The organism is Streptomyces sp. ME19-01-6, assembly GCF_033793745.1.
Classification (GTDB): Bacteria; Actinomycetota; Actinomycetes; order Streptomycetales; family Streptomycetaceae; genus Streptomyces.
This window is the reverse complement of sequence record NZ_JARAXF010000020.1, coordinates 44,526-67,866: the sequence shown is the minus strand read 5'-3', so window position 1 is coordinate 67,866 and position 23,341 is coordinate 44,526. Positions and strand designations below refer to the sequence as shown.

The window sequence follows — 23,341 nt, the reverse complement described above, 5'->3', positions numbered from 1 at the left end:
CGGCGAGGAGGCGGCGCCCGGTCACTGGGCGGTCCGGCGGTCGATCTCGGCTTGTGCCGCGTCGGCGATGGCCCGGCCGACCTCGCTCACATACGGGCGGTCGAGGGCCTTGTCCCGCATGTGCTCCAGGTCGGCGATGCTGATCTGCGGATCCTGGAGGGCGGCGGTCACGTCGAAGGTCACGGCGTCACCGCCAGCCGCTCCCGGGTGGGCCGCACACCGTCGGCAGCCCGCCACGTTTGCGGCACGGTCCAGTCGGCGTGCGGATACTCCTGCCGCAGGATCGTGGCCAGCATCAGGGCCTCATCGCCGCTGGTGTGGATCAGGTCGTCTGCGGTGTTGTACGCCCGCACCAGCGACCTGCCGCCGACCGGGACGACCATGACCGTGGCCACCTGCTCCGCCCACACCTGCAGCAGATCCGGCAGCGGCACCGGCGGGCGGGTCACGCGGCACCTCGCAGCAGATCGGCCGGCGTGGGGGCGGTGATCCCCCGCATCCACAGGGTGTCCGGTCGGCAGTGCGCGACGGGGATGAGCGGCCCGTGGTCGCGGTGGACGTCCGGCAGCGGTACCGGGGTCTGGGGTCCGTACAGGGCCTGCATCAGCGGCACATCCTCGGCGTTCCGGGTGCCGGTCCACTCCCACTCGACGCCGATTGCGTCGCAGTGCACCCGGTCCAGGTCGATGCGGGAGCCGTCGATCGTGTAGGTGCTCACGCCGCACCTCGCAGGACCGACTCGGCGGCGAGGGTGTTGCCGTTCCGCCGCCACACCAGGGGGCGGGCCCAGTCGGCGGTGAACGCGCCCTGAAGAAGGCCGAGGATGTGGGCGGCGTGCTCGTCGGTCACGGCCATCGGGCGGCCGGCCGCGTCGTATGCGGTGACGCTGTGGACGGTGTCGCCGGCCGAGTCGGGCAGCACCAGCACGGTGGCCACGCCGGGCGCGAGGATGTCCAGGCGGTACGGCAGGTGGGTGCGGTGGTGGCGTCGGGTTCCGGCGGAGGAGCGGCGGATGTTGCTGGGGCGGTTCACGCTGCCCTCACCTCCCGGGCGGCCTCCTCGAAGGCAGCGATCACGTCGGCAGCAGTGCGCTCGCGGTTGTCGTTCCACACGGCGAGATCCCAGATCGCGCTCGCCCCCCTGTAGCCGGGGGTCACGTGCCGCATGAATCGCCGCGCCGCCTCGACCACGACCGGGATGTCATCGCCGTCATAGGCGGGTGCGGGTGAGCCCGTGAGTGCGACGTTCAGGGCGCCTGCCGCGCACACCGGGTACTCGGCCGGGGAGAGCTGTATCCCGACGCTCGTCTCCGGCACGCGGTAGTAGGAGCCCTTGTTGTGGCCGTTCGTGCGGATGATGTCGGCGGCCTGCTGGTAGATGACGGCAAGGTTCGTGCTCACGACGATTCCCCTCGCTCGATCACGTCGATGTGGGTGAGGCAGATGCCGCCCGCGTAGCCGTCGACGGACACGACGGGCTCACCGTGGCCGAGGATCCACGCCGGGGTGCGGGTCGCGGTCTCCAGCCGCTCGCACGGGTCGGCGTGCCCGAAGGTGCGACCTTCCCTGACGCACTTCTGGTGGGCGATGGCCGCCGGATGTTCCGGGCGGATACTGGGATAGGCGATGACCGGTGTACCGATCGGGTAGCGGGCGTTGAACTCGTCGGCCTGACGCTGGCCTTCCCGCTTATCGGCTTCGAGCTTGGCCTGATATTCGGCGTAGCTCACGCGGCCACCTCCGCCGTCTTGCGGGCGGCAAGTTCGAGCAACACTGCGGCGTGGCAGTAGTCGGGCTCCCCGGGCTCCGTCGGCAGCGGGCACGGGCAGGCGAGGTCCTGGCCGCGCAGCAGGTGAATGTCAGCGAGGACGCGGCGCCGGTCGAACGTCTTGCCACCGGCGATGAACGTGTCGGGATACTCCGTGCTGCCTTCGAGCCAGGCGCGGTAGTGGGAGACGCAGGCGCGGCGCGGGTTGGAGTACTCGGCTTCGATGGCGTCCTCGACGCGGAACGGGTTCCCGTAGCGGCTGGTTCGGTCGACGATCACGGCGTTCGGCGGGAGCCGCCACCCGGGGGTGCGCTTGCGCTGGATGCGGGTGGGGGCGTTCATGCGGTCCTCCCAGGGGTCTTGGGGTGGGGGATGCCGGGCAGCGGCACGCACGTGTCCGGGTCGGCGTCGAGGAAGTGGCGCTGCTCGGCGAGCTGGCCGTCAGTGACGGGTTGGGCCTGCTGCAGCGAGTCGAGGAGCATCGCCGTGCGGAACCTGATGTCGGCCGCCAACTGCTCGGCGGGCACGTCCAGGTCGGCGATCGAGCGACGGGGAGTCGTCGGAGTCGCCATCACCGACCACCCCCGAGCAGGGTGCGGGCCAGGGCAGCGATGTCGCCCACCAGCTCACGCGAAACCGGGGACCCCAGGGCCGTCAGCGCCTCGTACTCGCCCAACCGCGACCGCAGCGCCCCCCGAGCCGCCTGCTCCAGCTCGTAGCGGACCAGCTCCTCACGGTCGTTCTCACGCGCCGACCAGTACGTGTACAGCAGCTGGTCGAACGCCTCATCGCGCTCCGTCTCCGGCAGCCACTCCCACGCGAGCCGGCCAATGTCCTCCGGGTGGAAGCCCTCCGGGCGGTCCGCCAGCAGCTTGTCCTCCGCCGCGTCGAACATCGCCGCGAGCGGAGACACCCGGCGCAGGCCGGACGTGATCTGCTCGAAGATCGTGTCGGGTTCAGGGTTCTGGAAGAATGTGGACACGGTCCACGCTCCTGTTCTTCAGGGTTCTGGGTGGTGTGGATCCGAGGCCGGCGTCGGGTCTAGGCCCCCGGCGTCGGCCGCAAGCCGCACTCAGGCGGCGGACTTGACCGGAGCCGGCGAGATGGCCCTGCGGGCGCGGCGGGCGGGACGACGGATGCGCTTCGGCCCCTGGATGCGGTGCTCGTAGAGGGCGCGGCGGGTGGCGCTGTCGATGACGATCCTTTTCCCGGGCTTGCTCTTGAGGCCAAGTTCGTCCAGGAGCCTGGTGACCGTCTTGGGGTTGCACTTCAGGACGAAGGCCGTCTCCTGAAGCGTCATGTATTCGGCGTTCGGATCCGTGGGGGGCTTTGGCTTCCCGTACTCCTCGTACTTGTCGCCGGGCATGTCACTCCTTCTTGGTGGTTGGGTCCTCGGTGGGGGCGAGGAGCTCGTCGTCAGTTGCGCTCAGCACGGCACGGAGGCGGATGTAGCTGCTTGGCCCCATGCACTCGCGGACGCCGGTTTCGAGCTTTCGGATGTAGCTGGCGGTGACCCCCACCAGCGCTGCGAGCTGCGGGGCCGAAAGGCCTGCCTGCATGCGGCGCTTGTTGATGGCCACCCCTCTCACCCGGAAGGTGGTCGGGGCTTGCTGCATACCCATAAGTTAGCCCTAGATGGCCCACGAGTCCAGCCCCAGTCGGACATTAGTTAGCCCCAGACCGCCCTAGCGCGTGCACACTGGCTGCCGCCATTCGGCTACTTAGGGTCCACTTTCCAGCCCTTGTTACCCCCGGTCCTGGCTGGTCCCGGCCAGTCCTGCCAAGATGCCCCCATGGACCGTGACCTCGACCGCCTCGCACGCGTCGCCACACAGCGACGCCTCGAGCTGGGTCTCGCGCGCAACAAAGCAGCCGCGGAGATCGGAATCTCCAAGGACACCTGGAAGCGGCTCGAGCGGGGCGAGCCGATCCGCGAAATGAACTACGGGAAGATCGACAGCGCTCTCGGCTGGGCCATCGGCAGCTGCGTTGCCATCACAGAAGGCGGCGAGCCGATCCCCATCGAGGCGAGCAGCGACGACGCCGTCATCGCGCACGTCCCCGTGGAGGGACTGCAGGGCGAGGTACAGGACGCCGTGGCAGTGGCCGCGGTCCTGACGACGCCCGACCTCACTGCACGAGAGATCAAGGCGCTAAGTGATCAGATTGTGGAGGAGCTGCGAAAGCGCGGCATCCTTCCATAGGTCGACCAAATAGGGCCGTTCGGCTATACAACCTTTTTGTTGTTACATGATCGATATCGTTCGATCATGGGCTATCTTCTGCTAACGGGTGTTGCGCAGGTGTACGCCGTGACACCCTGTGTGGCACCTGGGGGTTCTCCCACTGCAGGAAAGGGGGGCCCATGCACAAGTTCGTCATGATGGATCTTGGGCCAAAAGTACGCGTCTGGTCGGCACGAGTACGAGACGACACCGTGTGCGTCATGACGCCTGCATCGCTCAAGGATGCGTTCGCTAGACGCAAGGCGAGGGAGATGATGAAGCGCCAAGGCGTCGACTGCGGCACCTGCCGTGGCTGCCCGCTCGGCCGGGCAGACTAAGGCAGAGTTGGACGCGGCACCCGGCGGAACCCACCGCCGGGCCCGCGCAAGAGAATGGGGGGTAGCCGCGTGCCCTACGTGGAACAGCGCGGGAACAGCATCCGCGTCAAGTGGTGGGGCGGCGAGTACAAGCTCGACGCCGACGGCAAGCCCACCAAAGCCAAAAAATACGAGTCCGCCAGCGGGCCCGCTCCCGGCGTGAAGTTCCAGTCCGAAGACGAGGCATACGACTTCGGACTCGACCGCGAATACGACGTGCGGCACGGCAAGCACGTCAGGCGAGCCGACAGCAAGACGCTGATGAAGGACTACTGCTGGCTCTGGTACGAGGCTCAAGACCTTCGGCCCATGTCCATGGACAGATACCGGTCACGGCTACGCGCGAGGATCATCCCCTACTGGGGTGAGCACGCTGTCGGCGACATCACCACCTGGGAATACGACGCGTGGAGGAAGGGCCTCAAAGCCGCGGTCGCTCGGGGTGAGCTGTCACAGAACTACATCGACCAACTCCTCAGCCTGTTCGGCATGCTCATGAATGACGCTGCCGTGAAGTACAAACTGCGCCCCGAGTCCCCCGTCGTTGTACAGCGCCGCCGCGGCAAGTACACCAAGAGACACCGGGAAAAGAAGCGGCCCATGCAGATGGCCGTGCTACACCAGCTGGCGACCAACGCGTACACCGTGTGGGGCTTTACCGGCTGGACGTACATGTGGACCATCGCGTTCACAGGCATGCGTCCGCCCGGAGAGATGTGGGGGTTCCGGCGGGAATTCGCATCGCCGACCTGGCCGGCCAGCGATCCTGATCCAGAGCGGCGAGAGGAGGCGCTCGAGCGCTACGGGCCGGATCGGATACCGGCGCTGCGCGTGCAGTACCAGTTGCAGTATGTGGACAGTGTGCGGACGCTCGTCGAGCCGAAGTACGAGTCGCATCGCACCCTGGCCCTACCGCCGTTCCTGCACGAGATGCACACAGCGCTGCTGGCCTCCCATCGCTCGCCATGGGTCTTCCCTGCCCCGACTGGTGAGGCCATGGGCTCTCAGTGGGCTGACCGCTACTGGAAACCCATCCGGGGTGGGGCTCCGGCCCGCACAGCACGCCGGGATTACTTTCGCCCGGAGATCCCGGCCGTGCCGGAGATGGTCGGTAAGCGGATCTACCTGTTGCGGCACTGGATGAAGGAGATGCTCGAGGAGGACGGTCATCCTCGAACGGCCCAGGAGACGCGGATGGGGCACGAGGTCGCGGGGGTGGAAGCCCTGTATGCGAACCTGACCCCTGGGATGGAGCTGCGTATCGTGGAGACGCTGCAGGAGCGCTGGGAGAAGTTCATGTGTTCCGAGGGCGGGAAGTGGCAGCCTCCTTTTCCCACCGCTCTCCCAGTTGATCACTCAGAGTTGGGATAAGTCCAGTTCAGGCGCGTGTCCCGACCCTTCCCATCGGGATGCTGGCCATGCTCGTGACGCTCTGAGCGGTCACCCGGCGGGGACGGCCCGGCCCCGGCGCGGCGAGGGCCCCGGCGCCCGGAACAAAAACTTCCTCGCCAAACACCCGGCCCGTCCCCCGGCGACCGTGGCGTACGTCACTTCCGGCCGCAGGACCGTACCCGCCCCGACACCGCGCTCATAAGGTAACGGCCATGATGGTCCCGCTCGCGCTGATGGGCCTCGGCGCTTTGGCGGCGGCAATGGCGCCCCGCCTGCTGGCCCGGTCCGACTGGGCCGACCGCGAACCCGTGCTCGCCCTGTGGGTGTGGCAGTGCGTGGTGGTCGCCGTACTGCTGTGCTGCGGGCTGACCATGGCGCTGACGGCGGCGGCCGCCTCGCAGGCCGTGCGCGGGAATGTCTTCGCCCCCGCGCCCCACGGCGTGGTGGAGGCGTACGCGCTGTCCGCGTACGGGCCCTGGGCCGCCCCCGTCGCCGTCGCCCTGGCCTGCGGTGCCGTGTGGACGGCGGTGATGCTGACGCGGGAGATCGGCCGGGCACGGGGGCGGCGCAAGCAGCGGCGGGCCGAACTGCTCGACCGGTGCCCGGCGTTGCCCGGCGAGGAGCCCACCGGGGACCGTCTGGTGGTGCTGGAGGGCGAGCGGCCCGAGGCGTGGTGGCTGCCGGGCGCTCCGCCCCGGCTGGTGATCACCACGGCGGCGCTGCGCCGTCTCAAGGGCCGTCGGCTGGACGCCGTGCTGGCGCATGAGCAGGGGCATGCGCGGGCCCGTCACCACTGGCTGCTGCACTGCTCGTCCGCGCTGGCCACGGGCTTTCCGCAGGTGCCGGTGTTCGCGGCCTTCCGCGACCAGGTGCACCGGCTGGTGGAGCTGGCCGCCGACGACTCCGCCTCGCGCCGCTTCGGGCGGCTGACGACCGCGCTCGCGCTGGTCGAACTGAACGAGCACCGCGGGGTGTTCGGACCCGTTCCGGCCCAGCTCGCGGAGGTCCCGCGGCGGGTGGACCGGCTGCTCGCCCCCGCCGCCCGGCTCTCGCCCGCGCGCCGGTGGCGGCTGACGGCCGCGGCGGCGCTGGTCCCCGTCGTCCCGCTGGTGGTCACGCTGGTCCCGGCGCTGCGGGTGCTGGGCTGAGCGGAGCGTAAAGTCTTCGCCGGGGCGGGGCGTGCGGGGCTACAGTCGCGGGCTGTCACCTATCTGGGAAGGCACGATCCGCATGGACCACGCACCATCCGCACGCCCCGGCGACCGGGCGCTGACGGCTCCCACCGTCTCCTGTGTCTTCGTGTGCCACGACGGCCAAGGGCGCGGTGCGGGGCGCGTACTGCTCGCCCGGCGCGGAGCGGGGGCCCGCGACGAGCCGGGGACCTGGGACACCGGGGCCGGGGCGCTGGAACACGGCGAGTCGTTCGAGGCGGCCGTCGCGCGTGAGGTCCGTGAGGAGTACACCGCGCGGGCCCTCGCCATCGAGACCATCGGCGTCCGCAACATCCTGCGCGGCGACCCCGTCTCCCACTGGGTGGCCGTGGTGTGCGCGGTGGAAGTGGACCCGTCGCGGGTCACCATCGGTGAGCCGCACAAGTTCGACGCGCTCGGCTGGTTCACTCTGGACGACCTGCCCGCCCCGCGCCATTCGCAGTTGGAGGAGACCCTCGCCCTCTTCCGCACCTGGCAGACCTGACCGACCCGCGCGCCCATCGGTGCGCGATCATCGACCCATGCCCCTCTCGAAGCTCCGCGCCGTACGCACCGCCGCCGTCCTGACCGTGCTGTTCGTAGTCCTGCTGGTCCTGGTCGTGGCCGGCTGGGGACCGCTGGAGGACGCCGATCAGGACACCGTCGAAGCCCTGCACCGGACGGCGGTGACGCACCACGGCTGGACCGAGGCCAACAAAGTGCTGACCGACTGGGTGTGGGACCCCTGGACGATGCGTGCGGGGATGGCGCTGCTCGTCGGGTGGCTGCTGTGGCGCCGGGAGCGGCTGCTCGCGCTGTGGGTCGCGGCCACCACCGCCGCGGGGACCGCGCTGCAGCAGGGCGTCAAGGCGGCGGTCGGCCGGGAGCGCCCGCACTGGCGGAACCCGGTGGACTCGGCGCACTACGCGGCCTTCCCGTCCGGCCACGCGCTCACGGCCACTGTCGCGTTCGGGCTGCTGCTGTGGGTGCTGGCGCGGTGCGGGGCGCGGGCGGCGTGGCTGAGGTTCGCGACGCTGCTGGCCGTGGTGTCCGTGGCCGGCGTGGGGTTCACCCGCGTGTATCTGGGGGTGCACTGGCCCACCGATGTGGTGGGCGGCTGGCTGCTGGGCGCCGCCCTGGTGTACGCGGCGGCTGCCGCGTACCCGTACCCGCCGGAGCGGAAGAACGAGTCGGCGGGGGAACCGCCTGGTGCGCCCCGGTGAAGGGGCGCGCCTGGAACGATGGGGGCATGACGATCAAGGGTGCGCTCTTCGACTTCTCCGGGACCCTCTTCCGTGTCGAACCGACCGAGGCCTGGCTGCGGGCCGTGCTCGAGGCATCGGGCGCGGCCGTCCCTGAGGAAGACATTCCGCGGTACGCGCGGCGGCTGGAGGACGCGGGGGCGCTGCCGGGCGGCGCCCCGCCGCAGGTCGTGCCGCCGCACCTGACCGAGGTGTGGGGCACCCGGGACCGCAGCGCCGAAAACCACCGCGACGCCTACACCGGGCTGGCCCGCGAGGTGCCGCTGCCCCACCCCGAGCTGTACGACGCGCTGTACGACCGCCATATGGAGCCGGCCGCCTGGCGGCCGTACCCCGACGCGGCCGAGGTGCTGGGCGAACTGCGGCGGCGCGGGGTGCGGATCGCGGTGGTCAGCAACATCGGCTGGGATCTGCGGCCGGTGTTCCGGGCGCACGGGCTGGACGAGTTCGTGGACGCCTATGTGCTCTCGTACGAGCACGGCATCCAGAAGCCGGACCCCCGGCTGTTCCGGGTGGCGTGCGACGCGCTCGGGCTGGCCCCGGCCGATGCCGTGATGGTGGGGGACGACCGGCGGGCGGACGCGGGGGCGGCGCGCCTGGGGTGCCGGGTGCATCTGGTGGACCATCTGCCGGTGGAACAGCGGCCCGACGGGCTGCGGCCGGTGCTGGACCTCGCGGGCGCGGCCGAAATGCCGTGACAACACCGCGATACCTCTGACGGCCGGTCACGGATACGACGAAACCATCGATTTCGGGCGATCCCCCGCGTCGCCCGAAATCGACGGAACATCCGGGCCGCCCAGGGCAAGGTGGCGGACAACCCGAGACCGCACTGAGTATATTGGCCAAGAGCCAGTCAACGCAGGAGTTACAGCATGTCCCCCCGCAGCGCTTCGGTCAATGAGGAGTTGCGCCGCCGGTCCCAGGAGCGTCTGCTGCAGGCGACGGTCGAGCTGATCGGCGAGCGCGGCTACGAGGCGACGACGCTCGCCGATATCGCCGACCGGGCGGGGGCCGCGCGCGGCCTGGTCTCCTATTACTTCCCCGGCAAGCGCCAGTTGCTGCAGACGGCCGTGCACCGGCTGATGCATCTGGAGCTGGCCAAGGGGCTCGAGCGGGAGCCGCGGCCGGACGGCGAGGACGCGGGCCGGGAGTGGCTGGCGCGGGCGATCGACGCGATCCTGGGGCTCGCCGTGGAGCGTCCGCGGCTGATGCGGACGCATATGGCGGGCATTCTGACGGCCGAGGGGTTCATCCAGTGCCCCGAGCAGCAGCGGCTGGCCGCGCTCCTTCGCGAGACGATGGTCCGGTACGGATCGCCGGAACCGGACGTCGACTACCCTCTGTTACGCGCGCAGCTGATGGGCGCGGTGGTCGCCGTGCTGCTGCCGGGGGCTCCGATGCCGGTCGAGCGGCTGCGGGCCGAGCTCTTCAACCGGTACGCACTGGGCTGGGAGTTAGGCGTCCCGCCGGGCGCGGAGGCGGCCACCGGCACCCCGGCGGACGAGAAAACGGACGACAAGACGGGCGGCGAAGCGGGCGACGAGAGGGGCGGCGGAGCGCGCGGCGGCGAGGCCGCCGCCCCGGACGGCCGGAAGCCGTCCGGGGCGGACGGTCAGCGGTAGTCGGGCTGCGTCTGTGCGTTCAGCTCGCGCAGCCGCACCGACCGGGCGCTGTCGGTGCGCCGGTCGTCGATCTTCAGGACGTCGAAGCCCTTGGCGATGTCGTTCGAGTAGATGTAGCCGTTGTAGTAGTACGCGGACCAGGAGCCGCCGCCGACCAGCGTGTCGGCGGAGATGGGGCCGCGCTCGAAGTAGCCGATCTCCTTCGGGTGCAGCGAGTCGGTGAACTCCCAGATGGACACGCCGCCCTGGTACCACGCCTGGACCATGATGTCGCGGCCCTTCACCGGGATCAGCGAGCCGTTGTGGGCGACGCAGTTCTCGGTGTTCGCCTGGTGGCGCGGGATCTTGTAGTAGTTCCGGAAGACCAGCTTGCGGCGGTCGCCCTTGCCGACGATGTCGTAGATGCCGTCGGCGCCGTGGTCCGGGCCGACCTCGGCGTTGCAGGTCGCGGCCCCGCCGCCGCCGAGCTCGTCGGTGAACACGACCTTGTTCCCGCGCTCGTTGAAGGTCGCCGAATGCCAGAAGGCGAAGTTGACGTTGTCCTCGACCCGGTCGATGACCCGCGGCTTGGCGGGGTCGGCGATGTCCAGCAGGATGCCGTCACCCATGCACGCGCCCGCCGCCAGCTTCAGCTCGGGGAAGCTGGTGATGTCGTGGCAGCCGTCCGTCCTGGACACACCCGGGTTGGTGGGCTCGCCCGGGTTGCCGCCGTCCGGGAAGAGCACCGGGAAGTCGACGACCGCCGACTTCTCGGGCGCGCGGCGCGGCACCTTGATGACGGAGATCCCGTCGTGCGGCGGCCGGCAGTCCGGGAAGGTGGCGTCCGGGGCGTACGAGGAGACGTAGATGTAGACGTTGTCCCGCTCGGGCACCAGGGTGTGGGTGTGCGAGCCGCAGGAGGTCTCGACGGCGGCGACGTACTTCGGCTCGGTCTTGTCGCTGATGTCGAAGACCTTCATGCCCTCCCAGGACGACTTCTCCGTGGCGGGCTGCGTGGTGCTGTTGCAGGAGTTGTCGCTGCGCGAGGAGTCCGTGGAGAGGAAGAGCAGGTTCCCGGAGACGCTGACGTCGTTCTGCGAGCCCGGGCAGAGCACCTGGCTGACGGTCTTCGGCTCCTTCGGGTTGCTGATGTCGTAGATGACGAAGCCGTCGTAGTTGCCCGCGAAGGCGTACTTGCCCTGGAAGGCCAGGTCCGAGTTGGTGCCCTTGAGGGCCTGCTTGGGGATGTTCGTCAGGTGGCTGACGTTGTCGCTGTGGACGATCTCGTCCACACCCGGTATCTCGCCGTCCTTGATGGCCGCCTTGACGTCATCGGCCTGCCCCTTGGACACCCGTTCGCCCTTCGGGGTGGCCCCGGGGTCGGGCGTCGCGGCCGCCGGGCTCGCGGCGAACAGCGAGGCGAGGAGGCCGAAGGCGACCACGGCGGTGCCGAGGCGCCGGGGTCGCAACGAGGGTCTCTGGCGCACCTGGAGTCTGTGCCACGGCTTCAACTGCGTCCTCCCTTCTTTCCGTTCAGGTTGCACGATGCATGGATATGGGCCCTGGGCAGTATGGCTCGTTCCATGTACAGCTCAACAGTCGGCAATGAATATGTAACGAAGTTTCCAGGCCAGGATCAGTCGCTTACGTGCTAATACGGTCAGCACAGCTTGCAAACGTCTCTGGAGGTCACGGTGTTGATCCGGCGTACGACCACGACCGCCCGTGCCGCGCGCGCCGCCTCGTTCGCGGTCGCGGCGGTGACCGCGGCCCTGGCGCTGGCCCTCACCGGCTGCGAGGCCGAAGGCGGCGCCAAGGCCGACGGCAAAGCCAAGGACGCCGGGCCCTCGGTGATCGCACCGGGGAAGCCCGGGGAGGCCGCACAGAAGCTGACGGCCGAGGAGGCGGCGAGAGCGAAGGCGAAAGACGACGACTCCCCCAACTCGGCCGACTTCGCCTACGTACGCATGATGATCGAGCACCACCGGCAGGCCCTGGTGATGACCGCCCTGGCCCCCGACCGGGCGAAGTCGTCGAAGGTCAAACGGCTCGCCGAGCGCATCTCCGCCGGGCAGAAGCCGGAGATCGAGGCGATGAAGGGCTGGCTGCGGACGAACGACAACACGACGGACCAGCCGGGGAAAGGGGGCGGACACGGACACGGCTCCATGCCCGGTATGGCCACCCAGAAGCAGCTGGACCAGCTGCGCGCCGCCGACGGAGCCGAGTTCGACAAGCTCTTCCTCAAGCTGATGATCACTCATCACTCCGGCGCGGTCTCCATGGCCACGGACGTCCTGGCGCAGGGCAACAACGTGAAGGTGGAGGAGATGGCGGACGACGTCATCGCACAGCAGGGCGCCGAGATCCGGCGGATGCGGCAGCTCGGATAGCGCACGGCGGGCCCGGCGCCACCCACCGGGGCCCCGGGCGTCGGCCTAGGGTCCGGAACGTCAGCCTCCGGCCCAGGCTGTCACCCGGGAGCCTGGCATGCGGCGCGTAATACCGGTCCAAAGCCCCCATCGGGTGCGATGCTGGAGACATCCTGCGGAAGGAGCTCCGCCGTGCTTCGCGTAGCAGTCGTCGGATCCGGGCCGAGCGGGGTCTACGCCGCCCAGGCGCTCGTCCAGCAGCAGGCCGTGCCCGATGTGGCCGTGGATGTGCTCGACCGGCTGCCGTGCCCGTACGGGCTGGTGCGCTACGGGGTCGCCCCGGATCACGAGAAGATCAAGTCGCTGCAGAACACCCTCCGCACGGTCCTGGAGCACCCCCGGGTCAGCTTCCTGGGCAATGTGCCGGTGGGCCCGGCGCCGCTGGTGCCCGAGCGGCTGCTCGCGCTGTACCACGCGGTCGTGTACTGCGTCGGGGCGGCGACCGACCGCCGGCTCGGCATCCCCGGGGAGGAGCTGCCGGGCAGCTTCTCGGCCACCGAGTTCGTCTCCTGGTACAGCGCCCACCCCGACTCGGCGATCGACGCCTTCGCGCTGGGCGCGCGCTCCGCCGTGGTCATCGGGGTGGGCAATGTCGCGGTCGACGTGGCGCGGGTGCTCGCCCGCGGGGCGGAGGAGTTGCGCACCACCGACGTACCACACGCCGCCCTCGGGGCGCTCGCCGACAGCCAGGTGACCGAGGTGCACATGGTCGGCAGGCGCGGTCCGTCACAGGCCAAGTTCACCACCAAGGAGCTGCGCGAACTCGGCGCGCTCACCGGCGCCGATGTACTGGTGCGGCCCGCGGAGCTGGCGATGGACCCGGCGTTCGCGGACCCGTCGCGGCTGCCGGGGCCCAGCCGGCGCAATGTGGAGGTGCTGCGGGACTGGGTGCGCCGCGAGCCCGTCGGCCGGCCGCGCCGGATCCATCTGCGCTTCTTCCTGAGCCCGGCGGCGCTGCTCGGCGAGGGTGCCGTACGGGCGGTGCGGTTCGAGCGGACCGCACCGGACGGGATGGGCGGGGTCGCCGGGACCGGCGACTTCGAGGACGTGCCGGCGCAGCTGGTCCTGCGGTCGGTCGGCTACCGGGGCGTCCCGCTGCCCGGGCTGCCGTTCGCCGCGGACAGCGGGACGGTCCCGCACGAGCAGGGGCGGGTGGTGCGCGGCGGCGCGCCTTCGCCCGGCGAGTACGTCGCGGGGTGGATCAAGCGGGGGCCGACCGGGGTCATCGGGACGAACCGGTCGTGCGCCAAGGAGACCATCGGCTCCCTCCTGTCCGACGCGGCGGCCCTCGCCTCGCGCCCGGTGGCCGAGGACCCGCCGGCGGCGCTGCGCGCGATGGGCCTGGAGCCGGTGGAGTGGCCCGGCTGGCTGCGGATCGAGGCGGCGGAGTCGGCGCTCGGGCGGACGCTGGGCCGGCAGCGGGTGAAGATCCCGGACTGGCCCGGGCTGCTGACCGCGGCCCGCGACGCTCAGGGCTGAGCCCCGGCCGTCGCGCTACCCGCTCCCCAGCGAGCCCCTGTCGCCGCCTGAGCGCAGGTCCTGGCGGGCCGCGGCGAGCAGGACGCTGTCGAGGAGCCCGGGGAACAGCGCGTCCAGGTCCTCGCGGCGCAGCGCGTTCATCTTGGCGGTGCCCCGGTAGATCTGGCTGATCACACCGCACTCCCGCAGCACCCGGAAGTGGTGGGTGGTGGTCGACTTGCTCACCGGCAGGTCGAAGACCGAACAGGACAGCTCCCCGGACTCCTGCGCCAAGGTCCGCACCACCCGCAGTCGCATGGGGTCGGACAGCGCGTGCAGCACGTCCTCGAGGCGAATGGCGGCGCGCGCGGGGTGCTCCAGCGGGCGGCCGGTCGACGGTGGCCGGGCGGGGGTCTGCGGCTGCACGGCTGCTCCTCGGTGCCTCGTGACGAAATCCCATTGTACGAGGCTCCTCGTAGTTTGACGTTTACCGTAGTACGAAGGTTATCGTACGAGCAGTCCACTGGCGACGACGTGAGATGGAGCCTGCCGTGAGCGCGCTGTTCGACCCCTACACCCTGCGATCGCTGACCATTCCCAACCGGATCTGGATGGCCCCCATGTGCCAGTACTCCGCCGAGGCCACCGGCCCGGCCGCGGGCGTGGCGGGCGACTGGCACTTCTCGCACTACACCTCGCGGGCCGTCGGCGGCACCGGCCTGATCCTGGTCGAGGCCACCGCCGTCAGCCCCGAGGGCCGGATCAGCCCCGCCGACCTGGGCCTGTGGAACGACACCCAGACCGAGGCCTTCCGCCGGATCACCGCCTTCCTCAAGGAGCGCGGCACCACGCCGGGCATCCAGCTGGCCCACGCCGGGCGCAAGGCCTCGACCGACCGGCCGTGGCTGGGCGGCGCGCCCGTGGGCGAGGGCCGCGGCGGCTGGCAGCCGGTCGGGCCCAGCCCGGTGCCGTTCGACGAGGGCCATCCCGTGCCGGAGGAGCTGACGGCCGAGCAGATACGGGAGATCGTGGGCCAGTTCGCGGAGGCGGCGCGGCGGGCGCTGGCCGCCGGGTTCGAGGTCGCCGAGGTCCACGGCGCGCACGGCTATCTGATCGGCGAGTTCCTCTCGCCGCACAGCAACCGCCGCACCGACGAGTACGGCGGGTCCTTCGAGAACCGGACGCGCTTCGCGCTCGAGGTCGTGGACGCCGTGCGCGCGGTGTGGCCGGACGAGCTGCCGCTGTTCTTCCGGATCTCGGCGACCGACTGGCTGACCGAGGACGGCTCCGACCAGCGCCAGGGCTGGACCGCCGATGACACCGCGCGGTTCGCGCGGGACCTCGCCGCACACGGAGTGGACCTGCTGGACGTCTCCAGCGGCGGCAACGCGCCGCGGGTGCGGATCCCGACCGGCCCGGGCTACCAGGTGCCGTTCGCCGCGCGAGTCAGGGCGGAGACCGGGCTGCCGGTCGCCGCGGTCGGCCTGATCACCGAGCCGGAGCAGGCCGAGAAGATCGTCGCCAACGGCGAGGCGGACGCCGTGCTGCTCGGCCGTGAGCTGCTGCGCACCCCGTACTGGGCGCGGCGCGCGGCGCGCGATCTTGGCGCCGCCGCCACGGTCCCGCCGCAGTACGGCTGGGCCGTCTGAGCTGCGGTGACGTGATGGAGCGGGCCGTTGTCAGTGGCGGGGTGCAGACTCGGGTGATGCTGGCTCTATGACGCCGGACACATCGCAAGGAGTGATGCGCCATGGATGACGTACTGCTCGCCATCGGCACCCGCAAGGGGCTGTTCCTCGGACGCCGCCGGGGCGGGGGCTGGGACCTGGCCGGGCCCCACTTCCCGATGCAGGCGGTGTACTCCGTCGGCATCGACACCCGCCGTGCCGTGCCCCGGCTGCTGGCCGGGGCGGACAGTTCGCACTGGGGTCCGTCGGTCTTCCGCTCCGATGACCTCGGGCGCACCTGGCACGAGCCACCCGCGCCCGCGGTGCGGTTCCCTGAGAGGACCGACACCTCGCTGGAGCGGGTGTGGCAGCTGCACCCGGCCGGGCCCGCCGCGCCCGACGTGGTGTACGCGGGTACCCAGCCGGGCGCCCTCTTCCGGTCCGACGACGGCGGGGAGACCTTCGCGTTCGTACCGAGCCTGTGGGAGCACCCGCAGCGGCCGGAGTGGGGCGCGGGCTTCGGCGGGCAGGCGGTCCACACGGTCGTCACCGACCCCCGCGACGCCGACGTGGTGCTGGCGGCCGTGTCCTCGGGCGGGGTGTACCGGTCCGCGGACGGCGGGGCGAGCTGGGCCCCGTCCAACACCGGGCTGAAGGCGGAGTTCCTGCCCGACCAGTACCCGGAGTTCGGCCAGTGCGTGCACAAGATCGCGCCGGACGCGGTGGACCCCGACCGGCTGTATCTGCAGAACCACGGCGGGGTGTACCGCAGCGACGACGCCGGGGCGACCTGGTCGGAGATCGGCAAGGAGCTGCCGGCCGACTTCGGATTCGCGGTCGCCGCCCACCCCCGGCGCGGCGGCGTGGCCTACGTGTTCCCGGTCAGCGACGGCTCGGACCGCTATCCGCCCGGCTACCGCTGCCGGGTCTTCCGCACCGAGGACGCGGGGGCGTCGTGGTCCGAGCTGTCCGCCGGGCTGCCGGAGGCGGACCACTACGGGGTGGTGCTGCGGGACGCGCTGCGCACGGACGACGCCGACCCGGCGGGCGTCTACTTCGGCAACCGCAACGGCGAGGTGTACGCGAGCGCGGACGAGGGCGACAGCTGGCGACTGGTCGCCGAGCACCTTCCGGACGTGCTGTGCGTGCGGGCGGCGGTGGTGGGGTGAGGTGAGGCTGTGCCCGGGTGAGGTGGGGTGAGGCTCGTGCCCGGGTGAGATGGCGCACGGCCACGCGCCGAACCACTAAAGTGCCCGACGTGGCTGCACGACCCTTGAACGAAATCGTAGAAGCAGGCTGGGCCAAGGCACTTGAGCCGGTCGAAGGACGCATCGCCGCGATGGGTGACTTCCTGCGGGCCGAGATAGCGGCGGGGCGCACCTATCTGCCGGCCGGACAGAATGTGCTGCGCGCCTTCCAGCAGCCCTTCGACGAGGTGCGCGTCCTGATCGTCGGTCAGGACCCCTATCCGACGCCCGGCCATGCCGTGGGGCTGAGCTTCTCGGTGGCCCCGGAAGTGCGCCCGCTGCCCGGCAGCCTGGAGAACATCTACCGCGAGCTGCACACCGACCTCGGCCTGCCGCGCCCCTCCAACGGCGATCTGACCCCGTGGGCCGCGCAGGGGGTGCTGCTGCTCAACAAGGCGCTGACCACCGCGCCGCGCCGGCCCGCCGCGCACCGCGGCAAGGGCTGGGAGGAGGTCACCGAGCAGGCCATCCGGGCGCTGGCCGCGCGCGGCCGTCCCCTGGTGTCCATCCTGTGGGGCCGCGACGCCCGGAACGTACGCCCGCTGCTCGGCAGCCTGCCCGCCGTCGAATCCGCGCATCCCTCCCCCATGTCCGCCGACCGCGGCTTCTTCGGCTCGCGTCCGTTCAGCCGAGCCAATGACCTTCTCGTACAGCAAGGGGCCCAGCCGGTGGACTGGCGCCTTCCCTGACGGCTTCCTTCCTGGTGAGCGGCAGGTAGTCTGCCCGCCATGACGACACATCCGAACACCCCTGCGGGCTGGTACGCCGACCCGCAGGGCACGCCCAACCTGCTGCGCTGGTGGGACGGCGCGCAGTGGACCGAGCACACCCACCCGGGCCAGCCGGGGCAGGTCCCGCAGCAGCAGGCGCCGGTCGCCGACCCGGCCAGGATCCAGCATCAGGTGCAGCAGAAGGCGGGCGTCGCCCCGGTCTACGCCGGCGGCGGCACACTCTTCAGCGAGCCGGTGCTGGTGGTGAACCAGAAGGCCAAGCTGATCGAGCTCACCAACGAGTACAGCGTCTTCGACCAGCACGGGCGCACCATCGGGTCGGTGGTCCAGGTCGGGCAGAGCACCCTCAAGAAGGTGGCTCGGTTCGTCTCGAGCCTCGACCAGTTCATGACCCACAAGCTCGAGATCCGCGATGCCCAGGGGCAGCCGCATCTGGTGCTCACCCGCCCGGCGAAGTTCATCAAGTCCAAGGTGCTGGTGACGCGCCCGGACGGCCAGCCGGTCGGCGAGATCGTGCAGCAGAACGCCATCGGCAAGATCAACTTCGCCATTCAGGTCAACGGCCAGCAGATCGGAGCCATCAAGGCGGAGAACTGGCGGGCCTGGAACTTCGCCATCGTCGACCACACCGAGACCGAGATCGCCCGGATCACCAAGACCTGGGAAGGTCTGGCGAAGACGATGTTCACCACCGCGGACAACTACGTCCTGCAGATCCACCGCCAGCTGCCCGACCCACTGCTGAGCCTCGTCGTGGCCACCGCACTGACCGTGGACACGGCGCTCAAGCAGGACGCGCGCGGGTTCGGCTGAACGGTGGTCGACCGTGCGGAGCGGCGATTCGTACTCGGCATCGACTCGGGCGGCTCCGGCGTCCGAGTCGCGCTCGCCCGTGCCGACGCCCTGTCCGAGGGTGACGGCGACGGCGGCGAGCAGCGGGACGGCCATGGGAGTGACGGTCCGGCCAACGGCCGGGCGAACGCCCTGTCGTGGTCTTCGTCCGTGCCCACGCCCGCCGTGGTCGGCGACCGGGGCATCGACGCGGACAGCCTGCTCGCCCGGGTGCTGCCTGCCGCCCGCGCACTGCTGCGCGAGGCGGGGGCGGACCGTGTGGCGGCGGTGTGCGTCGGCGCCGCGGGCATGGCCTCGCTCGGCGACGACCTGCGGGCCAAGCTGCCGGACGCGCTGGCGAGTTCGTTCGGCGCCCGGCGGCTGGCCCTGGCTGCCGACGGGGTGACCGCCTACGCCGGGGCTCTCGGCCAACGGCCCGGCGCGGTGGTCGCGGCCGGTACGGGCCTGATCGCCCTGGGCGCCCTGCCGGACGGTGCGGCCGGCGCGGGCGGCGGCTGGCGGCGTGCCGACGGCTGGGGCCATCTCCTCGGCGACTGCGGCGGCGGGGCCTGGATCGGCAGGGCCGGCCTCGAAGCGGCGATGCGCGCGTACGACGGGCGCGAGGGCGGCTCACGGCCGCTGCTGGCCCGCCTGGAGGCGGTCCTCGGCCAGGCGGGCGAGCTGCCGGGGAAGCTGTATCCGCGCCCCGACCGGCCCGCCGTGCTGGCCTCGTTCGCGCCCGAGGTCGGGCGGTGCGCTGAGCGGGACCCGGTCGCGACCGCGATCCTGCGGGACGCCGCACGGCACATCGCGCAGGCCGCGGAGGCGGTCTGCCCGGATGTCGAGGGACGCGTGGTGGCACTCACCGGCGGCCTCTTCCGTATGGGCGCCCCTCTGCTCGTACCGCTGCGCGCCCAGTTGGCCGAGCGGCTGCCGCACGCCCGTGTGACCGAGGCGGCCGGGGATCCGCTGACCGGCGCGGTACGCATCGCCGCCGCGCTCGCCACGGACTCGCTGCGCCTGTCGCTGGACGCGGCGCTGCTGCGCGTCATGGACGTCGGCCCGGTCGCGCCGGAGCGTTGAGCCCGCCATCGCCCGGCGTCACGGCAAACAGCGGCAAAGCAAACAGTGTCGAACAACACGACTCGGCAAATGGGGACAGATGACCCCGCGTCGCACCCTCCCGAACAGCCGATCACAACAAGCGACTAACATGCGGCGCCATGAGCTCCCCCACTGGGCCCGCGTCCGGCCTGCCTGTACGAATGCCGCGTCCCCGCCAGCCCGGACGGCACCGCCGACCGGAGCCCGTGGCCGCCCCTGTCGGCGCCCCTCCCCTGGTACTGGCCGTCCCGGGCTCCCCTGACGACGCCACCCGGAGCCTGGCCGAGGAGGTCTTGAGCATCGCCCGCTCCGAGCTGCCCGGTCTCGACGCCCAGATCGGTTACGTGGACGGGGACGGCAACGGGGAAGGCGCCAACGAGGGTTTCCCCGCTCTTGAGGCCGTGCTCACCCGCGCCGCCCAGGAGCGCGGCGAGCGCGCCCGCCAGGCCGCCGCCGCGGCCGCGGCGGCGGCCAAGGCCGAAGCGGAGGCGCTCGGCGAGGAGGGCGGCGCCGTGGCGGCGGCCACCGAGCCGCCCGTCACGGACGAGACCGTCTCCGCCGTCGTCGTGCCGCTGCTCGCCGGGCCGGACAACGCGCTGCTGCGCCGGATACGCCAGGCCGTCAAGCACAGCGGTTCCGCCGCCGAACTCACCGACGTCCTCGGCCCCCACCCGCTCCTCGCCGAGGCCCTGCACGTCCGGCTGTCGGAGGCGGACCTCGCCCGCGCCGACCGCGCCCGCCTCTTCACAGTCGCGACCGCCGCGGACGGGATCATCCTGGCCACGGTCGGCGGCGCCGAGGCGGCCCAGGCCGGCGGCATCACCGGCATGCTGCTCTCCGCGCGCCTGGCCGTGCCGGTGATGGCCGCCGCGCTGGACGAGGACGGAGCCGTCGTCCGCGTCGCCGAGCAACTGCGCTCGGCGGGCTCCTCCCGGCTCGCCCTCGCGCCCTACCTCATCGGCCCGGAGGTCGCCGCCGACCTCCCGGCGGCCGCCGCCGAGGAGGCGGAGTGCGCCGCGGCGGAGCCGCTCGGCGCGTACCCGGCCGTGGGCAAGCTGGTGCTGGCGAAGTACGCGACGGTGCTGGGCATCAAGCTCCAGCCGAACCCGGCCGTGCGCTGACGCCGCGCTGAGCCGTAAGGAGGCGAGGCGGCCCCCGCCCCACCGGACCGCCGCCCGCCCCCGCACAACCCGGGGCACTGCCCCGGTACGGCCCGACCCCGTCGCCCGGACCGCCCCCGTACGGCCGGGCCTTCCCGGCCCACCTCGCCCCCGCACGGCAGGGGCCCGTCGGCTTACGCCGGGCGCCGGACCACGCCGCCCCTGTACGACCCGGCCCCTCAGCCTGCGCTCAGGCACCCCCAACTGCCCGCCCTTGTACAGCCCGCGCCCGTCGGCCTGCGCCCGGCCCCGACCGCGCCACCCCCGTACAGCCCACACCGGTCCACAGACGTCGCACCCGCACAGCCCGGCCGTCGCCAAGCCTCGCCTCGCGCGGCCCGGGGCGGTACGACCCGCCGCCTTGGGCAGGCCTCGCATCGCGTGCGGCCCGGGCCGGTCTGCCTGCGCCCGGGCTCCGGGCCGGGAGCGCGCCCGTGCGGGAGCCCCGCCCGAGCTTCTGGCCCCGACCGTCGGCGCGCGCCGCACGGGCAGCGGCTGCGTCGCAGGCCGCGCGACTGCCCGCGAGCCTCGGCGCGCGGCGGAGCCGGGCCGGGCGCACGCGCCCGGCCCGGGCTTCCCGCCCGTGATGATCCGCCCCGAAGGCAGGCAGCGCGGCACGGCGTCCCGTACGCAGCGTGGCGGTCGGCCACCTGCTCAGGCGAAGATCACGCACGAGGCCGCAGGGGCGTCGAGCGAGCCCACACGGGCCGGTACGCCCGACGACGGGTCGATGCGGAACCAGGTCACGTCGCCGGAGCGCTCGTTCGCGGCGTAGAGGTGGCGGCCCGAGGGGGCGAGGGTCAGGTCGCGGGGCCAGTGGCCGCCGCAGGGGGTGGTGGTGGCCAGTGTCATCGTGTCGCCTGGCGCGTCGAGGGTGAGGGTCGCGACGCTGTCGTGGCCGCGGTTGGCGACCCACACGAAGCGGCCGTCCGCCGAGACGACGATTTCCGAGGGGAAGTTGGGGACGTCCGTGCCGCTCGGCAGGACACGTACCTCGCCGAGGGCGTCGAGGGTGCCGGACGCCGGGTCCCAGCGGCACACCGTGACCGTCGAGTCGAGTTCGTTGACGACGTAGGCGCGCTCGCCGCGCGGGTGGAAGGCGAGGTGGCGCGGGCCGCTGCCGGGGCGCAGCCGGACCTCGCGGTGGAGGCGCAGGGTCGCATCCCCTCCAGCTCCCCTGCCCATCCCCGCCGCGTACACCCACACCGAGTCCGTACCCAGGTCGACCGCGAGTACCCAGCGCCCCGACGGGTCCGGCACGACGGCGTGCGCGTGGGGGCCCTCCTGGCGGGCGGCGTCGGGGCCGCTGCCCTCGTGGCGCAGCACCGCCGACGGTTCGGCGAGCGCTCCGTCGTCCTGGACCGGGAGCGCGGTGACGCTTCCGGAGCCGTAGTTGGCGGTGAGGAGATGCCCGGCGGCAAGAGCGAGGTGTGTCGGGACGGCGCCGCGCACCGGCACAGGGGCGCCCAGCGGGGCGGGCGGCCGGGTGGGGTCGGCCACGCGGAGGGCGGCGGCCGCGCCGTCGTCCGTCTCGCTCACCGCGTAGAGGACCTCACCGCCGGGCGCGAGCGCGAGGTAGGAGGGGTTGGGCACGGCGTCCGTGGTGTGCAGGACGCTCAGCGCGCCCGTCTCCGCGTCCACGGACGCGACTGTGACACCGTCGCCGCCCGCCGAGGTGAACGACCCGATGTACGCCCGCTGTCCACTGCCTGTGGTGCTCACCGCACTGCCTTTCCGCCGACTTCACCGATCGAGGCCGACGGTAACGCAGCGGTCTAGACCAACTCGGCCAACTCCCGCATCTGCACCCTTTCGCGCGTCACGCCCCCGCGAGCGGCGCCTCCAGGCCGTGCAGATGGGCGAGGGCGCGCTCCGCGCCAGGGTGGTGGTGTGGTTCGGCGCCCGGGGCGGCGGGCTCGGCGGCGGGGCAGGCCGCAGGGTTGACCAGGCCTCCCACCGCGGCCTCGACCCGCAGGCAGGCGGCGGTCAGCCGGGCGTGGTCCGCACCCGCACCGAGATGGCGCTGCGCGAGGGGGTGGCCCACCGGGTTCTGCCGCTGGTCGAGGAAGAGGCGGCGGCCGCGGCGGGGCGGGACCGGGCGGCGGCCCGCCGGAAGGCCTGATCGCCCCGCTTGGCATGCTGGTGCCCATGATGTCCCGCACCACGCCTCGCGCCTCCCGCACCCCCGCGGTCCTCTTCGACCTGGACGGCACGCTCGTGGACAGCGAGCCGCACTACTACGAGGCGGGGCGGCTGACCCTCGAGCGGTACGGGGTCACCGGCTTCACCTGGGAGCAGCACTCCCGCTTCATCGGGATCGGCACCCGCGAGACCCTGGAGACCCTGCGCGCCGAATACGGCATCGACGCGCCCCTGGACGAGCTGCTCGCCGTCAAGAACCGCCACTACCTGGACCTGGTCCGCACCTCCGCCACGGCCTTCCCCAGGATGCGCGCGTTCGTGGAGCGGCTGCACACCGCCGGTCACCCCCTCGCCGTGGCGTCCGGGTCCTCCCGCGCCGCGATCGAGGCCGCGCTGGAGGTCACCGGGCTGGGCTCCCGGCTGACCGTCCGCGTGTCGGCGGAGGACGTCGGCCGCGGCAAGCCGGAGCCGGACGTCTTCCTGAAGGCCGCACGCCTGCTGGGCGCCGCCCCGGCCGACTGTGTGGTGGTGGAGGACTCCGCGCCCGGGGTCGAGGCGGCGCGCCGGGCCGGGATGCGCTGCATCGCGGTCCCCTACCTGCCGGACGGCGTCGACGGGCGGGGCGACGCCGGGCGGCAGGACGGCGCCCCGTTCGCCTCGGCCGGGCTGCTCTTCCCGGGCGGCCAGCGGGAGTTCGACGCCCGGACCGCCTACGACTGGGCCGCGGCCGCGAAATCGCACTGACGCCCCGA

The 23,341-nt window shown here is 72.0% G+C and carries 30 protein-coding genes and 1 pseudogene; 17 read left to right on the top strand and 14 right to left on the bottom strand.

Annotation, left to right across the window (positions count from 1 at the left end):
* Positions 1-21 precede the first annotated feature (21 nt).
* From PV419_RS34180 to PV419_RS34130, 11 genes are all read right to left on the bottom strand, one after another.
* The gene (locus tag PV419_RS34180) at positions 22-183 is read right to left on the bottom strand and encodes a hypothetical protein (protein ID WP_319695567.1); all 162 of its coding nucleotides are present in this window, start codon (positions 181-183) and stop codon (positions 22-24) included.
* A complete protein-coding gene (locus PV419_RS34175; protein WP_319695566.1) occupies positions 180-449 on the bottom strand; it encodes a hypothetical protein in 270 nt (89 codons plus the stop codon). Before PV419_RS34175 ends, PV419_RS34180 begins: the two co-directional genes overlap by 4 nt.
* Positions 446-718 (bottom strand): phiSA1p31-related protein, encoded by a 273-nt coding sequence (locus PV419_RS34170; RefSeq protein ID WP_319695565.1) that lies wholly within the window; start codon positions 716-718, stop codon positions 446-448. The genes PV419_RS34175 and PV419_RS34170 overlap by 4 nt, the downstream gene beginning before the upstream one ends.
* On the bottom strand, positions 715-1,032 hold the full coding sequence (locus PV419_RS34165; RefSeq protein ID WP_319695564.1) for a hypothetical protein: 318 nt from the start codon (positions 1,030-1,032) through the stop codon (positions 715-717). Before PV419_RS34165 ends, PV419_RS34170 begins: the two co-directional genes overlap by 4 nt.
* Positions 1,029-1,400, bottom strand: coding sequence for a hypothetical protein (locus PV419_RS34160; protein ID WP_319695563.1), 372 nt, complete (start codon positions 1,398-1,400; stop codon positions 1,029-1,031). Before PV419_RS34160 ends, PV419_RS34165 begins: the two co-directional genes overlap by 4 nt.
* Positions 1,397-1,729 (bottom strand): hypothetical protein, encoded by a 333-nt coding sequence (locus PV419_RS34155; protein ID WP_319695561.1) that lies wholly within the window; start codon positions 1,727-1,729, stop codon positions 1,397-1,399. The genes PV419_RS34160 and PV419_RS34155 overlap by 4 nt, the downstream gene beginning before the upstream one ends.
* On the bottom strand, positions 1,726-2,109 hold the full coding sequence (locus PV419_RS34150; protein WP_319695560.1) for a DUF4326 domain-containing protein: 384 nt from the start codon (positions 2,107-2,109) through the stop codon (positions 1,726-1,728). The genes PV419_RS34155 and PV419_RS34150 overlap by 4 nt, the downstream gene beginning before the upstream one ends.
* The gene (locus PV419_RS34145; protein ID WP_319695558.1) at positions 2,106-2,339 is read right to left on the bottom strand and encodes a hypothetical protein; all 234 of its coding nucleotides are present in this window, start codon (positions 2,337-2,339) and stop codon (positions 2,106-2,108) included. The genes PV419_RS34150 and PV419_RS34145 overlap by 4 nt, the downstream gene beginning before the upstream one ends.
* Complete coding sequence (locus PV419_RS34140) at positions 2,339-2,749, bottom strand: hypothetical protein (RefSeq protein WP_319695556.1); 411 nt, start codon at positions 2,747-2,749, stop codon at positions 2,339-2,341. The genes PV419_RS34145 and PV419_RS34140 overlap by 1 nt, the downstream gene beginning before the upstream one ends.
* A gap of 90 nt (positions 2,750-2,839) precedes the next feature.
* Positions 2,840-3,133 (bottom strand): DNA-binding protein, encoded by a 294-nt coding sequence (locus PV419_RS34135; RefSeq protein ID WP_319695555.1) that lies wholly within the window; start codon positions 3,131-3,133, stop codon positions 2,840-2,842.
* A 1-nt stretch (position 3,134) separates the two neighbouring features.
* A complete protein-coding gene (locus PV419_RS34130) occupies positions 3,135-3,383 on the bottom strand; it encodes a helix-turn-helix transcriptional regulator (protein WP_319695554.1) in 249 nt (82 codons plus the stop codon).
* 177 nt (positions 3,384-3,560) lie between these two features.
* On the opposite strand from PV419_RS34130, the gene PV419_RS34125 reads away from it, so the two are divergent.
* The 7 genes from PV419_RS34125 to PV419_RS34095 all read left to right on the top strand — a co-directional run bounded on the left by PV419_RS34125 (position 3,561) and on the right by PV419_RS34095 (position 9,838).
* Entirely contained in the window at positions 3,561-3,971 is a 411-nt protein-coding gene (locus tag PV419_RS34125; protein WP_319695552.1) for a helix-turn-helix transcriptional regulator, read from the top strand.
* A 428-nt stretch (positions 3,972-4,399) separates the two neighbouring features.
* Positions 4,400-5,740, top strand: a complete 1,341-nt coding sequence (locus PV419_RS34120) for an integrase (RefSeq protein ID WP_319695550.1) — start codon at positions 4,400-4,402, stop codon at positions 5,738-5,740.
* A 233-nt stretch (positions 5,741-5,973) separates the two neighbouring features.
* Positions 5,974-6,909 (top strand): M56 family metallopeptidase, encoded by a 936-nt coding sequence (locus PV419_RS34115; protein WP_319695548.1) that lies wholly within the window; start codon positions 5,974-5,976, stop codon positions 6,907-6,909.
* An 82-nt stretch (positions 6,910-6,991) separates the two neighbouring features.
* Positions 6,992-7,456: an NUDIX domain-containing protein gene (locus PV419_RS34110; RefSeq protein ID WP_319695547.1), complete on the top strand. Its 465-nt coding sequence runs from the start codon at positions 6,992-6,994 to the stop codon at positions 7,454-7,456.
* Between the two features lie 37 nt (positions 7,457-7,493).
* Positions 7,494-8,174, top strand: coding sequence for a phosphatase PAP2 family protein (locus PV419_RS34105; RefSeq protein ID WP_319695545.1), 681 nt, complete (start codon positions 7,494-7,496; stop codon positions 8,172-8,174).
* Between the two features lie 26 nt (positions 8,175-8,200).
* Entirely contained in the window at positions 8,201-8,911 is a 711-nt protein-coding gene (locus PV419_RS34100; protein WP_319695543.1) for an HAD-IA family hydrolase, read from the top strand.
* Positions 8,912-9,088: 177 nt separating this feature from the next.
* The gene (locus PV419_RS34095) at positions 9,089-9,838 is read left to right on the top strand and encodes a helix-turn-helix domain-containing protein (protein ID WP_319695542.1); all 750 of its coding nucleotides are present in this window, start codon (positions 9,089-9,091) and stop codon (positions 9,836-9,838) included.
* On the opposite strand, the gene PV419_RS34090 is transcribed toward PV419_RS34095, so the two are convergent.
* Positions 9,829-11,304 carry a hypothetical protein gene (locus PV419_RS34090; RefSeq protein ID WP_319695540.1) on the bottom strand — a complete coding sequence of 492 codons (1,476 nt, stop codon included), beginning with the start codon at positions 11,302-11,304 and terminating at the stop codon, positions 9,829-9,831. The two genes, PV419_RS34095 and PV419_RS34090, sit on opposite strands and share 10 nt — an antisense overlap.
* A 183-nt stretch (positions 11,305-11,487) precedes the next feature.
* Here PV419_RS34090 and PV419_RS34085 point away from each other — a divergent pair, with 183 nt between their 5' ends.
* Both PV419_RS34085 and PV419_RS34080 read left to right on the top strand, forming a co-directional pair.
* Entirely contained in the window at positions 11,488-12,210 is a 723-nt protein-coding gene (locus tag PV419_RS34085) for a DUF305 domain-containing protein (RefSeq protein WP_415925435.1), read from the top strand.
* 171 nt (positions 12,211-12,381) lie between these two features.
* Positions 12,382-13,728 carry an FAD-dependent oxidoreductase gene (locus PV419_RS34080; protein ID WP_319695538.1) on the top strand — a complete coding sequence of 449 codons (1,347 nt, stop codon included), beginning with the start codon at positions 12,382-12,384 and terminating at the stop codon, positions 13,726-13,728.
* A gap of 15 nt (positions 13,729-13,743) precedes the next feature.
* On the opposite strand, the gene PV419_RS34075 is transcribed toward PV419_RS34080, so the two are convergent.
* Complete coding sequence (locus tag PV419_RS34075) at positions 13,744-14,133, bottom strand: ArsR/SmtB family transcription factor (protein ID WP_319695536.1); 390 nt, start codon at positions 14,131-14,133, stop codon at positions 13,744-13,746.
* A gap of 125 nt (positions 14,134-14,258) precedes the next feature.
* Here PV419_RS34075 and PV419_RS34070 point away from each other — a divergent pair, with 125 nt between their 5' ends.
* From PV419_RS34070 to PV419_RS34045, 6 genes are all read left to right on the top strand, one after another.
* Positions 14,259-15,356 carry an NADH:flavin oxidoreductase/NADH oxidase gene (locus PV419_RS34070; RefSeq protein ID WP_319695534.1) on the top strand — a complete coding sequence of 366 codons (1,098 nt, stop codon included), beginning with the start codon at positions 14,259-14,261 and terminating at the stop codon, positions 15,354-15,356.
* 101 nt (positions 15,357-15,457) lie between these two features.
* The gene (locus PV419_RS34065; RefSeq protein WP_319695532.1) at positions 15,458-16,543 is read left to right on the top strand and encodes an exo-alpha-sialidase; all 1,086 of its coding nucleotides are present in this window, start codon (positions 15,458-15,460) and stop codon (positions 16,541-16,543) included.
* 89 nt (positions 16,544-16,632) lie between these two features.
* On the top strand, positions 16,633-17,310 hold the full coding sequence (locus PV419_RS34060) for a uracil-DNA glycosylase (protein ID WP_319695531.1): 678 nt from the start codon (positions 16,633-16,635) through the stop codon (positions 17,308-17,310).
* A gap of 39 nt (positions 17,311-17,349) precedes the next feature.
* On the top strand, positions 17,350-18,165 hold the full coding sequence (locus PV419_RS34055; protein WP_319695529.1) for a phospholipid scramblase-related protein: 816 nt from the start codon (positions 17,350-17,352) through the stop codon (positions 18,163-18,165).
* A 3-nt stretch (positions 18,166-18,168) separates the two neighbouring features.
* Positions 18,169-19,266: an N-acetylglucosamine kinase gene (locus PV419_RS34050; protein ID WP_319695528.1), complete on the top strand. Its 1,098-nt coding sequence runs from the start codon at positions 18,169-18,171 to the stop codon at positions 19,264-19,266.
* A gap of 140 nt (positions 19,267-19,406) precedes the next feature.
* Positions 19,407-20,408, top strand: coding sequence for a hypothetical protein (locus PV419_RS34045; RefSeq protein ID WP_319695526.1), 1,002 nt, complete (start codon positions 19,407-19,409; stop codon positions 20,406-20,408).
* Positions 20,409-21,101: 693 nt separating this feature from the next.
* Here PV419_RS34045 and PV419_RS34040 read toward each other — a convergent pair.
* Positions 21,102-22,169 carry a lactonase family protein gene (locus PV419_RS34040; protein WP_319695524.1) on the bottom strand — a complete coding sequence of 356 codons (1,068 nt, stop codon included), beginning with the start codon at positions 22,167-22,169 and terminating at the stop codon, positions 21,102-21,104.
* 268 nt (positions 22,170-22,437) lie between these two features.
* Here PV419_RS34040 and PV419_RS34035 point away from each other — a divergent pair.
* Together PV419_RS34035 and PV419_RS34030 are read left to right on the top strand one after the other, a co-directional pair.
* Positions 22,438-22,569, top strand: a pseudogene (locus tag PV419_RS34035) (Lrp/AsnC family transcriptional regulator); the annotation flags it as partial.
* 26 nt (positions 22,570-22,595) lie between these two features.
* Positions 22,596-23,333: an HAD family phosphatase gene (locus tag PV419_RS34030; protein ID WP_319695523.1), complete on the top strand. Its 738-nt coding sequence runs from the start codon at positions 22,596-22,598 to the stop codon at positions 23,331-23,333.
* The last annotated feature ends 8 nt before the right edge of the window (positions 23,334-23,341 follow it).